A 15403-nucleotide genomic window follows, 5' to 3' on the forward strand; every position below is an offset into this window, starting at 1 on the left:
GAGGCTTCTGATGATTTGAAAATTATTTTTTTACCGCATGAATATAATGAATCGTTTCAAACGCTGACAAATTGTCTTTTCGATTACTAAAGAAAAGGTCATTGATGTCGTCTGGTGATAGATGTTCATAGATCAGTAAACCAGATGACTCTAACAGATGTTCAATCTCTTGATAAGTGAAACATGATTTCATCGGTTCCCCGCTTGCGGCAGCCATCTTCACCATATGTTCAACTCGATTCGACGTCCCTTTTGCTGTAAAAAGTGTTTCGTCCGCATAATCAAAAACAATAGAGCTTCCAGGCGGGACATGAGAAAATAAATTGCTGATCAAGCTTGCATTTTCTTCCCGTGTTACATAATAAGACACTCCGAGAAGGCTGAAGAATGTTTTTGTGTTTTTAAATCCTTCATCTAAGAGAGGATCATACGAAAACGTTTTGGTGAAATCCATAGGAACAAAATGAAGATGACCCGGAATTGTCAGATTTGCATCCTTCAGCTTATTTTTTTTCAATTGCTGTGTGGCCGGATGATCAACCTCGAAAACCTGTAAGCTGTTTTCTAATTCTGGATGCCGAAAGCAGAAAGTATCCAGTCCCGCTCCAAGAATGACATACTGTTTTGCCCCCAGGATTAATTCGTTGTGCAAGACTTTTTCACAATAAGAAGCACGTGCTAGGGGCGTTGGAGACAGCTGGATTTGTGCAACCCATTTTAATATTTTTTCAGGATCATTTTGAAGACGTTCGGCGATCTCTTTGTTGAAAAACGATATTCCTTGAATCATATTTTTACTGATGTCGATAAACTCTTTTTCGTTAATGAGATCTTTTGCGATAAAATCATCAAAAATAAGAGGTGTGTCATATCGGCTGTGATATGCACGGGCAAAAGCTGAAATTAGAGACGTTAAGCTGGACTCATTTTTCCTCATGAAATGATCCTCCACAAAAAATAAGATTCCCCTGGCCAGGAGAATCTTATTATACATACAAATATATTAATAGTAAATTTTAGCATAAATAAATTTTTTTGTCAATGTTTTTGCTCTTAACTGGACGCGCGATCCTTCACATAGCCACGTGACCTGTAGCAGAATTCGTCTATCAATTATGTGGACTGAATCATTAGCTTTTATAAAATGCGCACTTGCGGCTGCATCCCTCTTTATGCAAATCAGGAGCGGTTTTCTGTCTCATGGCAGCATCTTTTCGTCGTTTCAGCTGAGAGAGAAATCAAGATATGTAACAATAAAAGCCTGAGGGATCTCAGGCTTTTTCTAATATTACAATCCAACAGCATTCCAGGCTGCTTCAACTTTAGCGGCATCAGTTGAGCCGTAGAGGTCACGGGCAGACTGAATGAGAGCTGCCTTGGCATCTTTGAACGTGGAAGAAGGCGTGAGGTACGTTGTTAACGCACGGTAATAGATTTGCTGTGATTTAGATACACCAAGTTTTGTGATGGTGTTGTAAGCGGCTTTGTTTGGAATTCCGCTGTTTGTGTGTACACCGCCATAATCGCCTTCATCTGTGTTTGGAAGGTTTCTATAATTGGCGTAATTGTCAGGCTGGTTGTATTTTGTAGGGTTGGACAGGCTGCGAAGAGCAGGCTGGCTGACCGTAATGTCTTCACCGATGTCCCAGTCTTCTGTATCGTTAAAATACCCGAATACGTCAGAGAAAGACTCGTTTAATGCACCTGGCTGATTTTCATAAATCAAGTTGGCTGTTTCTTGGGTGACGCCATGTGTCATTTCATGCGCTGTCACATCTAATGAGCCGGAAAGCGGAGAGAAGAATGAACCGTCGCCATCACCGTAAATCATCTGGTCTCCTGTCCATGCAGCGTTATTGTATTGAGTGCCGTAGTGAACGGAAGAAACGATTTTACTGCCTTTGTTATCATAGCTGTTTCGTTTAAAGTTTGAATAAAAATAATCGTACACTTTACCGAGGTTATAGTGTGCGTCAACGGCTGCCCGCTGTGATGAAGATGTAAATGTTTTCGTTGTGCTTGAGACAAGCGTGCCCGGAAGGCGGCTTTGTCTGTTTTGCAAATCATATGTGATGATTTGGGTGCCTGTTGGTTTTGAAAGATCTCTTAGAACATATTTTCCGCCTTCATAAGAGATGTTCAAAGGAACAGTTGCGCCCTTTAGAGTTGTTCCGCTTCCAGTGGCGGCGGCATGTTCTACTTTATTTTGCTGTTTTAAAATGCTGCCTGTTTCGGCGTCAACTAAGACTTCCCAGTTTGCAGGTTCAGGCTCGACATAGCGAATCGTCACGTCGTAAGCAAGACGATAGCTGCCGTCTTTTGTTTCTATCGCTTTTAATTCGGCTTTATTGCTGTTTTTGGCCGCTCCGTTAGAAACAGCGTCTGGTGATTTGCCGATAGCTTTGAAAGCGAGTGCCAGCGCTTTTTCAGAAGAGACTTTTTGGCTGTTATCTGTTTTTGCAGCAGATTGATTGTGTAATTCACCATTGACCGCATAGACATTATCGGATTTATCGACGTGAACGATCACTTGCGAATCTTTAATTGGCACTCCGTTAACGACAGGCGCATATCGAAAGTGCTTGTATCCAAGGGCATCAGTCGTGCTTTCAACAAGCTTCAGCCTTTTGGAAGGGTCACCTTTAAAAATGTTGCTGTTCTTTTTCAAAAACTGCTTGACAGCCTTGTCATTTGGTGCAGAGAGTTCTGATTGCGCAATCGCGTTTTTGGAGAGGAAATTTGTTTGATTCTCTTTAAGCTGATGACCTTCAGCAGCCTGAACACCTGGCAGGCTGATTGATAAACTCATAAACGAAGCAGCGACAGCAACAGACAATTTCTTACCTAAACCCACAATAAATCCCCCTTTTTGAAAATACTGAAAACTTTATATTGTTATATTAAACTAGCATTCTGGAATACTCAACAAAAACTAACATAACTAGACAAAATTGATAGTATTGTCCTGTGTTTGTTTTTGTTGAATAATATCAAGATGAGTCAAGTGTCATGTGACGGTTCACTCAAGAGTTATGTTTTTTACATATCAAGGGGAAGATGAGATATTTTTTGTTTCAACTTGAAACTTTTTGAAAAGTCCGCTGTCTAACCGAATGAGGCCTTAATAAGAAGTAAAGGATTGTTGTTCGTGTTGGAGTTATTCAGTCATTATGTATTGCATTTCGAACGTTATTTTATATTAAGCAGACAAAGCACCCTGCTGATTCAATGGTCAATTGTTGTTCTGGCGGGCTTATATCTTTTGGTGCATCATCCCAAAATAAACCGGCAGCGCACAATGTTCTTGGCGGGTGTTATATTGCGGATTGTGCTGCTGGCGGGAGTGTCTGTTGAACTTATTCACCAGGTGCAATCAACAAACTTCACCAGCGCTTACTTAAGAGAGGACGGAAAAGAACTGCTGCCGCTGCTGCATTTTTTGTTATACGGATATGTGCTGCTGACGGCTTTTCACTATATGCTGATGCCGCGTGATCATGGCGGAAAGGGTAAGTTTTATACGTTCGACCTTGCCGTTGTCAGTTTGCCGATCGTACAAATGATTTTTAGTTTCTTTTCGTATTGGAAGGAATACCCGGATGGGATGGAGCCGATTGCATTCGTGTTTCTGTTTTTCATCATCACTCTTCCCATTGCGTTGAATGTAGTGTTTTTCAAGCTGTATTGGAGAACGGATAAGATCTTACTAGGCTTATTTTATACGCTGATTATCGGACTGCTTGTCTTGCTGCTTGCGCCATATCCCAATCAAATCTCAAAAGATTATGGTGCAGTAATGCCATATACGATTTATTTGGCAATGGCGGGATTTTTGATGAGCTATCATCTGTTCCAAAAGTCAGGAAAGGTTTATGTGCGTGTGAATAAGTGGGTGACGATGGCTGTCCTGGTGTTTTTTGTCCTGCTGTTAAATCCGATATATAACATAGGAACGGCTGCTTTCGCTGTATCAAAGCCAGCAAATGTCCATGATTCATTCAATTTTGTCGGGGAGCACATTTCATCAGAAAAAGCGGAACAGATACTAAAGTCATTTTTTCCTACGGATGAAACACTTTATTTGCATGATACAAACATGGATGTGCATTATTTCTACTCATTTGAAAGCAAAGGTTACAAAGCTGAGGTAGATGAAGTATCGCAGCTGATTCGTAATTATGAATACTTACAAAAAGCACATGGGAAAAAGCTAACGAATCAGGAGTACAAGCGGAAGTCCATCGCTTTCCTTGAGCGACACGGACGTGTGTTACATAAGGATCATATCGAAACAAAGGTATCAAATGAGGACGGCCAGACAGTCGTACGTATATACCTGAAAAACCAGCTTCATAAAAAAGATCATGCTGATGATGGCGCGGTATTTTATTGGGAAAAGGAAACCTTAATGGGTTTTAGTGAAGATCCATCGATTTACCAGCTTGACTCTCTTCTGCATGTTCATATAACGGAACAAGACATTCAAGACAAAGTGGAACAAATGTTTACAGCGCTGAACATCTCAAAACAGCCTTATCAGATCACTGATATTGAAAGCAATAGCCTGCTCGGAAGCATGGTGAGAGTGGAAACAAAAGGTGGAATTGTTTTGGAATTTGAGGGCGAATCAGGTTGTTTACATAGTCTTTCGCTTCCGATGAAAAAGAATATCTCAATGGCTAACAGCCGGATGCAGCATCAGATATTATCGATCTTCGATGCTCGTGGATCAGAAAAGAAGAAAAAAAGCAGTCAGGGTGACATGGTGATGTATACTGATTCTTCTAAAACATATGAGTTTTTTGAAGATCAAGGTCAGCTAAACGTTTATGTATACAGCGATACACCTGATCAGTCATTCCCTTATACGTATCGTAATGGAACATTGGCTTACGAAAAGGTAGCTTCTCTATATCAGGGTGTTATTTACAAAAAGCGTATGCGTCCGATTATCGTTCAAAGAGGGGATGAACGGCATTATGCATGGCTGATCATTATTCAGCCGTTTGGTTCAAATCGCCATGATGCCTATGTAGTGGATGGAGAAACACAAGAGGTGAAAAGTCTTTATGAATCATAAAGAAAAAGAGTCTGTTTTTGTAGACTTATACGACCTGTATAAAGAAGGAGAGCTAGAGGATGAATCAATGGAATGGATGAAACAGCATGAATCCCTATTTCAAAAGAATGCGGAAGACTTAAAGAGTAAAACTTGTTTAAAGAGAAGTCCCGGTGCTGAAGAAGAAAGCCAAATCAGATATATGAAAGTATACCTGTCTTCCATGTATATCTGTTTCATTTTATTGGCCATTTGGATGACGGTGTGGTTTTACTTTTAATGAAGCATAGGGATTCCATTGAGGACTTGTATCGGCAGTATTATCAAGAAATTTTAAATTATTTATTCAGAAGGACTCATCATCTTGAAACAGCCAAGGACTTAGCGCAGGACACGTTTGTAAAAGCTCTTAACGGTCTGGCTTCGTTTAGGGGGCATTCTTCCATCAGAACATGGCTCTACACCATTGCGCATCATACCTTTATCAATTGGTACCGAAGGGATGTCAAATACCAATTTACTGAAATCAGCAAAAATGAAGGGTTAACGCAAACAACTTATGACCAGCCTGAACAGTATCTGTCACGGACGGTGAAAAGCGAAACACTGCGGCAGGAGCTCCTGAAGTTAAAAGATCAGCATCAATCCGTTTTGATTTTAAGAGAATTCCAAGAGCTTTCTTATGAAGAAATCGCTGAGATATTAGGATGGAGTCTTTCTAAGGTGAAAACCACATTGCACCGGGCTAGATTAGAGCTAAAGAAAAACATGACGAAAAGTAGAGAGGAGGAGCGGATATGACCTGCTTTCTAGTAAGAGACCTGCTTCCTCTGTATCTTGAAGGTGATTGTAAAAGAGAAACGGAACACGTTATAGAAGAGCATTTAAAAATGTGCAGCAGCTGCAGAGACATGTATGACACGATGGCTGAGCCATTTGAATTGGAAAGCGAACAGGCCGTTGAGGAGGCTTATCTGCCGGAAGAAGAACTGCGTTTTAAACAGAGGTACTATGGATTACTGATCATGAAAGCTGCCTGCTGGTTTGGAGCGGCGGTTGCCATGATGCTGATCATCAAACTGCTGATATAAAAAAAGCGCTTGTCCGATTCCGGCAAGCGCTTTTTTACATTAAGCCTGGGGATGAATCATATCGTAAATAGCGGCAAGCTGTTCTTGTGACAGGGCACTGAAGAGTTTTTCATAAACGTCAGCTTGCAGTGGCGTTGCACCTGCTTGTAGCGCTGCGTCTTTATCATAGCTGTACACATCATCTTGTAGCACAATGGCTGCTTGAAGAATGTGAATCTTGAGAGAAACAGCGGAGAAAAATTGTTCAAGTGCAAGTGCTTCTTTTTCTGTGAAGCCAAGTTCAACTGCTTTTTCTGTATCAAATTTGTAATTTCCATCCTCGAGATACACACATTGTGAAACAATGCTGAAAAATTCTGATGTCGATTCCCAGAGTGTAGCAATTACCTGAGCCTCTTCTTTTGTCATTCCTAACTTGACAGCTTTGTCGCTGTCAAAATAATATACACCGTCTTGTTCGTATATACATTGATTTAATATATCAATGAATGTATTGAGATCTTCGTTAGTGCTCGCCTGATGCTGGAGTTGAACAGCAGTGTTATCAACCGGTGTTTTTGCGCTGGCTGCATCAGGATCGAACGTTAATAGAGCAGCTGAGGTCATTGCGGCAGTCGTTAACATAGCTTTTTTTACAAATGTTTTCTTCATGTTTCTTCTCTCCCTTTTATGAATTGTGCTACAAATTCCATTATAGGGAGTAGTTTCCGGTGGAGGAATAGGCGCTATGGTATTTTATGTGTATCGTTGCCGAACTACTTTTTGAAGGCTGCACGTGTGATCGTTAGAACGATTGTCTATGTATGAAGGCTGTTTTGCATCTTCCTGACTAAGAAACAGGGGAGATAAGGCTTAAGAAATGAAAAACACCGCTTTCTTTGCGGTGTTTTTTGATTACAATGTCGCCGGCGGGGCAATGCTTTTAATCAAGCAAGCCTTGTTCGCGCATTTTCTTTTTTAATGTAAATCCGCCGCCCATGACAGCGCAAACAAGTACAATGCTGGCGATAATGCCTGCAGGGCTTTTTTCAGCGATAAAGACGCCGATCAGCATAATGCTGAAAACCGCTGCAAATGCAAATAATAGTAAAAGCCAATTCATTTTTTTCATAAATTCCATCCCCTTTTACGTCTTATATTAAGTTTACAGAAAAACGTGACGCTTTTAAAGAGGATGTGTGATATAATATGAAAGTTATCTAATTTTTTTAGGAGATGAAAAAGTGAAACTTCGAAATGATCTTCGCAACATCGCGATTATTGCCCACGTTGACCATGGGAAAACGACTCTAGTCGATCAGCTTTTACATCAGGCTGGTACGTTCCGTGCCAACGAACAGGTTGCTGAACGCGCAATGGACTCTAATGATCTTGAACGCGAACGCGGCATTACAATATTGGCGAAAAATACTGCGATTAACTATAAAGATACACGTATCAATATTTTGGACACCCCTGGACATGCAGACTTTGGGGGAGAAGTAGAACGGATTATGAAAATGGTTGACGGCGTAGTGCTTGTCGTTGACGCATATGAAGGCTGTATGCCTCAAACTCGTTTTGTTCTGAAAAAAGCTCTTGAGCAAAACCTGAACCCTGTTGTTGTTGTAAACAAAATTGACCGTGACTTTGCTCGTCCAGAGGAAGTTATCGATGAAGTTCTGGATCTGTTCATTGAGCTTGATGCCAATGAAGAGCAGCTCGAGTTCCCAGTGGTATATGCTTCCGCGATTAATGGAACAGCGAGTCTTGATCCGAAACAACAGGATGAAAACATGGAAGCTTTATATGAAACCATTATTAAGCATGTTCCGGCACCTGTTGATAATGCAGAGGAGCCGCTTCAATTCCAAGTTGCCCTTCTTGACTACAACGACTATGTAGGCCGTATCGGAATCGGACGCGTATTCCGCGGCACAATGAAAGTCGGACAGCAGGTTTCTCTTATGAAGCTTGACGGAACGGCAAAGTCATTCCGTGTTACAAAGATTTTTGGTTTCCAAGGCTTAAAGCGTGTGGAAATTGAAGAAGCAAAAGCGGGAGACCTCGTTGCGGTTTCCGGGATGGAAGATATCAACGTTGGTGAAACAGTATGTCCTGTAGACCATCAAGATCCGCTTCCGGTGCTTCGCATTGATGAGCCGACACTTCAAATGACATTTGTCGTGAATAACAGTCCGTTTGCAGGCCGTGAAGGCAAATATGTAACGGCCCGCAAAATCGAAGAGCGTCTTCAATCACAGCTTCAGACGGATGTGAGCTTGCGTGTTGAGCCAACAGCTTCTCCTGATGCTTGGGTTGTTTCAGGACGCGGTGAGCTGCACTTGTCAATTTTAATTGAAAATATGCGTCGTGAGGGCTATGAGCTTCAAGTGTCAAAACCTGAAGTTATTATCAAAGAAATCGACGGCGTACGCTGTGAGCCTGTTGAACGTGTGCAAATTGATGTTCCTGAAGAGCATACTGGCTCTGTCATGGAATCAATGGGTGCCCGCAAAGGCGAAATGGTTGATATGATCAACAACGGAAACGGCCAAGTCCGTCTCATCTTTACAGTTCCTTCCCGCGGATTGATCGGTTACTCTACAGAATTCCTATCATTAACACGCGGATTCGGTATTTTGAACCATACGTTTGACAGCTACCAGCCGATGCAGGCGGGCCAAGTCGGCGGACGCCGTCAAGGTGTACTTGTGTCAATGGAAAACGGAAAAGCAACATCATACGGTATTCAAGGAATTGAAGACCGCGGTGTCATCTTCGTTGAGCCGGGTACTGAAGTATACGAAGGAATGATCGTTGGAGAGCATAACCGTGACAATGACCTTGTTGTTAACGTCAGCAAAATGAAACAGCAAACAAACGTCCGTTCTGCGACAAAGGATCAGACAACTACAATTAAAAAAGCGCGCATCATGTCTCTTGAGGAGTCTCTAGAGTACTTAAACGAAGATGAATATTGTGAAGTAACACCTGAATCCATCCGTTTAAGAAAGAAGATCCTCAATAAGAACGAACGTGAAAAAGCAGCTAAAAAGAAAAAAACAGCAGGATTGTCTTAATCTCGTGCAGAATTTGAAAAGATAGAACCCGTACGTTTACAGGGGAGGGAATCTTTTTGAATGACGTAAGCGAACGTCTGTCGTTCTTCGCCGCTCTATATCAAGTAGACCGGCAGCCTGCGGCAGGCATGTGGCTGCTGTACGGCACGATTTTTGTGTTGGCCGTTATTGTATTTAAGCTTGGATTTGCTAAACGGCTTCCTGTATTAAAATCTGCAGTGGTGTATGTATTTTTGGCTTTGGGCTGCACTGTTTTGACTTTTTTAGGGGTGTTTTTGCCCGTGGCAGAAGGATTGGTCGTCGCTGCGCTGATTTTAATCATTTACAAAATCCGGCTGTATCAGTCGAAAAAAGGACAGTCTGCAAAATCATAAAAGACTCAGCTGAAAGCTGAGTCTTTTTTGTGTTCTGTATGGTTAAGCGGCCGCTTTATTTTTTGACTTTTTCTTTTTTCTGCTGTCCCGGGTGAAAAGTAAATTTTCCCGTTTTCAGCCGTTCCTCTGTTTTTTTGGCAATCCGATCGTGGCATTCCTGGCACATATATGTATGGATCGGGCGGTTTCGAAGCCGTTTCGCGATCAGGGTATCATCATCAATTGTTTCAATTTTATCGCAAATAGAACATTTGACCCTCATCATATCACCTCTTTCACTAACATGTATTATAGCACGGATCAGAAGCTGTCCAAAATAAGAAAAAGCTAAAGCGCAAGGCTATAGCTTAGTCATTGTTGTTCTTTTTCATATGATGATCAGATTGATCGTTTTGCTCCTTCTCCATTTCCTGCTGCTGTTTTCTATTTAATTGGTCATTTTGCTGCTTTGTTTGCGGTTCGTCTTCATTGTCAATCACGTCGTTAGGCACTTCGGGAAGCACTCGGCCGACAATTGCAGCTAATTCATCCAGTATGCCTGTTACCGGATGGCCCTCGCTGATTTCTCTGCTCATTTCACGAAGGCGGCTGACCGTATCGGGATCAGCAATGACCACTGCGTTTGCGCCATATCGATCATTCTTTAGCGCCTGAGCTACAGAATATTTAATGGTTTCCACTTTGCTTCTGTCCAAAGTATCATCGACATCAATCCCAACAACAGCATAGCCTCCCAGCACAACGGCTGTTGCATCCTTGACGTCGGGGTTTTTTTCAGCAACGCTGACAAGATGCTTGGCAATATCGGTTCTTGTTCCATTGTCTTTTGTTTCTTGAGTTGTGTCCTTTACGTGAATCGGTTTAGTCTCCTGCTGTCTTGTTGATTCTTTTTCAACATTCTGACCCTGTTTTCCTTGTTGATAGGCACAAGCGGACAGGATAAGTGTCAGCTGTATGATAATGAAAAGAATTCGCACTTGCGGGTTCCCTCCTTAAAATGCTTTCATTAATTTTATTGTTGAATTAACCTTCTATCTTTATGCACAAAAACATATATTTTAGCAGGCATTCACCTTTTTCATCAAAAGAGAAGCAGGAAGAACTTTGACCCTTATATCAGGAGGCTGAGACTTGAGTAAAATTTATGTGTTAGATACGAATGTGTTATTACAGGATCCTAACGCGATATTTTCTTTTGAAGAAAATGAGGTTGTCATCCCTGCTGTCGTTTTAGAAGAGGTTGATTCAAAAAAACGGTATATGGACGAAGTTGGGAGGAATGCAAGGCACGTATCTAAGCTAATCGATGCGCTAAGACAAAAGGGCAGGCTGCATGAGCATGTACCGCTTGACACCGGCGGCACACTGAGAATTGAACTGAATCATCGTTCGTTTCACCAGCTGCAAGAGATCTTTATTGAAAAGACGAACGATAATCGCATATTAGCCGTTGCGAAAAACTTAAGCCTCGAGGAAGAAACCAAGGAAAATGGCAGGCCGGTTATCCTCGTCAGTAAGGATGTACTGGTCAGGGTTAAAGCCGACGCAATCGGACTGCTTGCTGAAGATTTCTTGAATGACCGGGTTGTGGACAATGATGAAATGTACAGCGGCTATAAAGATTTATATATCAGCCAGCAGCTGTTCAGCTCTTTTTACGGAAAAAATCAAATTTCAGTAAACGATGTGAAACAGCATGCGTTTTATCCGAATCAGTTTGCTTTAATGAAGGATGAGCTAGGAGGATCCTCCTCGGCAGTCGGAATTGCAGATAAAACCGGAACGGTATTAAAAAGACTCGTATTTGATGATGAACATATATGGGGAATCAGGCCGAAAAATGTACAGCAGACAATGGCATTAGAGCTTTTGCTGCGGGAAGATATTCCGCTTGTCACCCTGATCGGCAAAGCGGGAACCGGCAAAACGCTCTTAGCTTTGGCGGCAGGGCTATTACAGACAGAAGACTTGGGAATATACAAAAAGCTGGTCGTCGCAAGGCCGATTGTTCCTGTTGGCAAGGACATCGGGTATTTGCCAGGCGAAAAAGAGGAAAAGCTAAAGCCTTGGATGCAGCCGATTTTTGACAACTTAGAGTTTCTGTTTAATGCGAAAAAACCAGGGGAGCTTGATGCTATTTTGGCGGGAATTGGCTCAATTCAGGTAGAGGCGCTGACTTATATCAGAGGGAGAAGCATTCCAGATCAATTTATTATCATTGATGAAGCGCAAAATTTGACCAGGCATGAGGTGAAAACTTTGCTGACGAGAGTCGGTGAAGGCAGTAAAATTGTCTTAATGGGTGACCCTGAACAAATTGATCACCCATATTTAGACAGTCTGAACAATGGTTTGGCCTATGTGGTTGAGCGGTTTAAAGGACAACCCATCTCAGGCAGCGTGAAGCTGTTAAAAGGTGAGAGATCAGGTCTCGCCCAGCTCGCAGCTGATTTGCTGTAACATTAAATGATTTCGATCTCTTTTACATCGGTAATCGGCTGTTTGTGATGAACCGGGTCTTCAAAGTAAATATGCACGGGGCCGCCTTCTTGAATCGGCTTGCCTGCCTCACTGAAATGGACAATACTGTTCAGAGCGGTTTCCAGAGAAACGGCGGCCTTTCCCGAACTTGTGACAAATACACATTGTGTCGCAGAGCTGTTCGGCTCAGCATTTTTCAGGACAGTCCCAAGTCTCATTGCGAAACTGCCGTTCATCAGTTTTTGCTTCTCATATTGCTTTTCCGTCTTTAATGTAGGCGGCGCGATTCGCCCCTCTCTGATGACGCGTTCCGGATCAAGGTCTGATTCATCCCCGGCTGATTGTAAATATGTGTCTTGACTGTCCCCTTTGCGGTCAAACGAAAATTTGCGATCATCAAAAATCCATACGCTTGGATCAATGGTAATTGGATATGTAACATTGCCTTTTACTTGGATAACGCTCATGATATGACCCCCTTCTCTCAAAATTATAAAAGTTTTCGCATGAATTGTCACTTTGTGTACAAATTATGTGTATTGAAATGCTGAGGGAACGAGGGTGTTTGCATGGTATGCCGGCATAATGATGAGCTTGAAGCCTTAGTGAAAAAGGCGAAAAAAGTAACGGACAAGGGGGAGGTAGCCAGCTATATTCCCGCCTTGGCAAAAGCTGATAAACACGACCTGTCAGTGGCGATTTATTATTCCAATAATGTTTGTCTGTCAGCAGGTGACGTAGAAAAAACATTTACGCTTCAAAGTATATCGAAAGTCCTTTCCCTTGCTTTGGTATTAATGGAATACGGCAAAGATAAGGTCTTCAGTTATGTTGGACAGGAGCCGACCGGTGATCCGTTTAATTCAATTATAAAGCTCGAAACGGTGAATCCGAGCAAGCCGTTAAACCCTATGATTAATGCAGGGGCATTGGTAGTGACAAGTCTGATAAGAGGAAGAACGGTGAAAGAGAGACTTGATTATTTGCTTTCTTTTATCAGAAGGCTGACAAACAACCAAGAGATTACATACTGCCGGGAAGTGGCTGAATCTGAATACAGCACTTCAATGATTAATCGGGCGATGTGTTATTATATGAAGCAGTACGGCATTTTTGAAGATGATGTAGAGGCAGTAATGGATTTATACACGAAGCAATGCGCGATTGAGATGAACAGCTTGGATTTAGCGAAAATCGGATCTGTATTTGCATTGAACGGCAGACATCCAGAGACTGGGGAGCAAGTCATCTCAAAAGATGTCGCTAGAATTTGCAAAACATTTATGGTGACGTGCGGAATGTATAATGCAAGCGGGGAATTCGCAATTAAGGTCGGAATTCCTGCGAAAAGCGGCGTATCCGGCGGGATTATGGGCATTTCGCCTTACGATTTCGGGATCGGCATATTCGGCCCCGCATTAGACGAAAAAGGGAACAGCATTGCAGGTGTAAAGCTTTTGGAAATAATGTCTGAGATGTACAGGCTGAGTATTTTTTAATTTATGTCATATGCTTAAATCCTCTTGCATTTTCTGTTGATACCCTTTATGATAAATAGAAGAATTAGGTACTCGCCTGGGGAACGGAGGGATACTTTTGGCTTCAGAGATGATAGTTGACCATCGGCAAAAAGCTTTTGAACTCTTAAAAGTTGACGCTGAGAAGATTTTGAAGCTGATCCGAGTACAAATGGATAACTTAACGATGCCTCAATGTCCTCTATATGAAGAGGTTTTAGATACTCAAATGTTCGGGCTTTCGAGGGAAATCGATTTTGCTGTCCGCCTGGGATTGGTTGATGAAAAAGACGGTAAAGACCTTTTATACACATTGGAACGCGAATTGTCTGCTTTACATGACGCGTTTACAGCTAAATAAATGATAAAACTCAAACTTATTAACAGTTTGGGTTTTTTTATAACCGCTATTTTTCTCTCATCTCATAAAAGACGGTCTTTTTTTACACATTCCTTCCGAATCGTATAGAGATTCTTCGTCTCGTTTGATAAATTGTAGTAAAATAAAAAAGATAAATACATAAAAACCATAGATAATGGAAGTTAGAAGCAGGGAAGAGGATGTTATGTTAAAAAAAATGCTAAAATCTTATGATTACTCACTGATATTCGCAATCGTTTTATTATGCGGATTCGGTTTAGTGATGGTATACAGCTCAAGCATGATTACGGCTATCTCCCGGTATGGAGTAAGCAGTAATTTTTTCTTCATGCGGCAGCTGTTTGCTTTAATTGCGGGTGGCGCTCTATTTATTCTCATGGCGTTGTTTCCTTATAAAGCACTGGCCCATCAAAAGTTTCAGAAGGGGATACTGCTTGTATCTGTTCTTGCGCTTATCTCACTGTTTGTTTTCGGGCATGTTGCCGGAAACGCGCAGAGCTGGTTTAAAATCGGCGGAATGAGTATTCAGCCGGGGGAGTTTGTGAAACTGGTCGTGATTTTATACCTTGCAGCCGTATATGCAAAAAAACAAAGTTATATCGACCATCTGTTAACGGGAGTAGCCCCTCCGGTAGTCATGACGCTTATAATTTGCGGGTTAATTGCCATGCAGCCAGATTTCGGTACAGCCATGATTATAGGGTTAATTGCGACGTGCATGATCTTGTGCTCCGGCTTCAGCGGAAAGACGCTGGTGAGGCTGCTTTTGCTCGGCGGAATTGTTTTCATTTTAGTCAGCCCGATTCTCTATTTAAATCAGGATCAAATTTTAACTAAAGGCCGTTTGGCGCGTTTTGAGAGTCTTGAAGACCCATTTAAGTATGCAAATTCATCAGGTTTGCAAGTGATCAATTCTTATTATGCGATCAGCTCAGGCGGCATTTTCGGCCTGGGGCTCGGTGAAAGTATCCAAAAATACGGATATCTGCCTGAATCACACACTGACTTTATTATGGCTGTCATTGCTGAAGAGCTCGGCATTTTTGGGGTATTGTTTGTGATTTTCTTATTGGGTTTTGTCGTCATAAAAGGTTTTTATATTGCCAGAAAATGCGAGGACCCGTTTGGAAGTCTTCTGGCGATCGGCATTTCAAGCATGATTGCCATACAATCGTTTATTAACCTTGGCGGTGTCAGCGGATTAATTCCGATTACAGGGGTTACGCTGCCATTTATCAGTTACGGGGGCTCTTCTTTGGTGCTGCTGCTGGGGAGTATGGGGATATTAGCGAATATCAGCATGTTTGTGAAATATTCAGAGAATAAGAAAAAGAAAGAGCCCTTGGCGCCGAAGGGAATGAAAAAGAAACAGCTCAAAAAAACTGTTTATCAGTAAAAAACAAGTGTGTACAGGGGAAGGATATTCCGCTATGATAG

The 15403-nt window shown here is 41.9% G+C and carries 17 protein-coding genes; 10 read left to right on the forward strand and 7 right to left on the reverse strand.

The genetic code is table 11. The annotated features are described in order from the left end of the window. Window positions 1-22: 22 nt before the first annotated feature. Window positions 23-937, reverse strand: a complete 915-nt coding sequence (locus tag MHI44_RS19490) for a class I SAM-dependent methyltransferase (protein WP_220396749.1) — start codon at window positions 935-937, stop codon at window positions 23-25. Between the two features lie 351 nt (window positions 938-1288). Next, the gene (nprE, locus tag MHI44_RS19495; protein WP_003245026.1) at window positions 1289-2854 is read right to left on the reverse strand and encodes a neutral metalloprotease NprE; all 1566 of its coding nucleotides are present in this window, start codon (window positions 2852-2854) and stop codon (window positions 1289-1291) included. Window positions 2855-3139: 285 nt separating this feature from the next. On the opposite strand from nprE, the gene MHI44_RS19500 reads away from it, so the two are divergent. The 4 genes from MHI44_RS19500 to sigQ are packed head-to-tail and all read left to right on the forward strand — an operon-like array spanning window position 3140 to window position 6150. Then, window positions 3140-5080, forward strand: coding sequence for a hypothetical protein (locus MHI44_RS19500; RefSeq protein WP_082200942.1), 1941 nt, complete (start codon window positions 3140-3142; stop codon window positions 5078-5080). Continuing rightward, complete coding sequence (locus tag MHI44_RS19505; RefSeq protein WP_003232287.1) at window positions 5070-5339, forward strand: hypothetical protein; 270 nt, start codon at window positions 5070-5072, stop codon at window positions 5337-5339. Before MHI44_RS19500 ends, MHI44_RS19505 begins: the two co-directional genes overlap by 11 nt. Continuing rightward, entirely contained in the window at window positions 5339-5860 is a 522-nt protein-coding gene (gene ylaC, locus MHI44_RS19510; protein WP_038430006.1) for an RNA polymerase sigma factor YlaC, read from the forward strand. The genes MHI44_RS19505 and ylaC overlap by 1 nt, the downstream gene beginning before the upstream one ends. Then, window positions 5857-6150: an anti-SigP sigma factor SigQ gene (sigQ, locus tag MHI44_RS19515; RefSeq protein ID WP_003232283.1), complete on the forward strand. Its 294-nt coding sequence runs from the start codon at window positions 5857-5859 to the stop codon at window positions 6148-6150. The genes ylaC and sigQ overlap by 4 nt, the downstream gene beginning before the upstream one ends. A gap of 39 nt (window positions 6151-6189) precedes the next feature. Here sigQ and MHI44_RS19520 read toward each other — a convergent pair whose 3' ends face one another. After that, complete coding sequence (locus MHI44_RS19520; protein WP_339202550.1) at window positions 6190-6801, reverse strand: hypothetical protein; 612 nt, start codon at window positions 6799-6801, stop codon at window positions 6190-6192. Between the two features lie 271 nt (window positions 6802-7072). After that, a complete protein-coding gene (locus tag MHI44_RS19525) occupies window positions 7073-7261 on the reverse strand; it encodes a YlaF family protein (protein WP_003245500.1) in 189 nt (62 codons plus the stop codon). Window positions 7262-7373: 112 nt separating this feature from the next. On the opposite strand from MHI44_RS19525, the gene typA reads away from it, so the two are divergent. Further along, window positions 7374-9212, forward strand: coding sequence for a translational GTPase TypA (gene typA / locus MHI44_RS19530; RefSeq protein ID WP_003232278.1), 1839 nt, complete (start codon window positions 7374-7376; stop codon window positions 9210-9212). A 56-nt stretch (window positions 9213-9268) separates the two neighbouring features. Beyond that, on the forward strand, window positions 9269-9586 hold the full coding sequence (locus MHI44_RS19535) for a YlaH-like family protein (protein WP_003232274.1): 318 nt from the start codon (window positions 9269-9271) through the stop codon (window positions 9584-9586). Window positions 9587-9641: 55 nt separating this feature from the next. Here the strand turns inward: MHI44_RS19535 and MHI44_RS19540 are convergent, their stop codons facing one another. Further along, the gene (locus MHI44_RS19540) at window positions 9642-9851 is read right to left on the reverse strand and encodes a YlaI family protein (RefSeq protein WP_003232271.1); all 210 of its coding nucleotides are present in this window, start codon (window positions 9849-9851) and stop codon (window positions 9642-9644) included. Window positions 9852-9933: 82 nt separating this feature from the next. Continuing rightward, the gene (locus tag MHI44_RS19545; RefSeq protein WP_003232269.1) at window positions 9934-10563 is read right to left on the reverse strand and encodes a YhcN/YlaJ family sporulation lipoprotein; all 630 of its coding nucleotides are present in this window, start codon (window positions 10561-10563) and stop codon (window positions 9934-9936) included. Window positions 10564-10717: 154 nt separating this feature from the next. Between MHI44_RS19545 and MHI44_RS19550 the strand changes: the two genes are divergently transcribed. Further along, the gene (locus MHI44_RS19550) at window positions 10718-12046 is read left to right on the forward strand and encodes a PhoH family protein (protein ID WP_003245272.1); all 1329 of its coding nucleotides are present in this window, start codon (window positions 10718-10720) and stop codon (window positions 12044-12046) included. Between the two features lie 2 nt (window positions 12047-12048). Here MHI44_RS19550 and MHI44_RS19555 read toward each other — a convergent pair whose 3' ends face one another. Then, window positions 12049-12534 carry a hypothetical protein gene (locus tag MHI44_RS19555; RefSeq protein WP_003245279.1) on the reverse strand — a complete coding sequence of 162 codons (486 nt, stop codon included), beginning with the start codon at window positions 12532-12534 and terminating at the stop codon, window positions 12049-12051. A gap of 102 nt (window positions 12535-12636) precedes the next feature. Here MHI44_RS19555 and glsA point away from each other — a divergent pair, with 102 nt between their 5' ends. The 3 genes from glsA to ftsW all read left to right on the forward strand — a co-directional run bounded on the left by glsA (window position 12637) and on the right by ftsW (window position 15362). After that, on the forward strand, window positions 12637-13566 hold the full coding sequence (gene glsA, locus MHI44_RS19560) for a glutaminase A (RefSeq protein ID WP_003232263.1): 930 nt from the start codon (window positions 12637-12639) through the stop codon (window positions 13564-13566). Between the two features lie 97 nt (window positions 13567-13663). After that, the gene (locus MHI44_RS19565; protein WP_003245286.1) at window positions 13664-13945 is read left to right on the forward strand and encodes a YlaN family protein; all 282 of its coding nucleotides are present in this window, start codon (window positions 13664-13666) and stop codon (window positions 13943-13945) included. 205 nt (window positions 13946-14150) lie between these two features. Further along, window positions 14151-15362: a cell division protein FtsW gene (gene ftsW / locus MHI44_RS19570; RefSeq protein WP_339202551.1), complete on the forward strand. Its 1212-nt coding sequence runs from the start codon at window positions 14151-14153 to the stop codon at window positions 15360-15362. Window positions 15363-15403 lie beyond the last annotated feature (41 nt).

It is taken from the genome of Bacillus sp. FSL K6-1366, assembly GCF_037976695.1.
Taxonomy (GTDB): Bacteria; Bacillota; Bacilli; order Bacillales; family Bacillaceae; genus Bacillus; species Bacillus subtilis.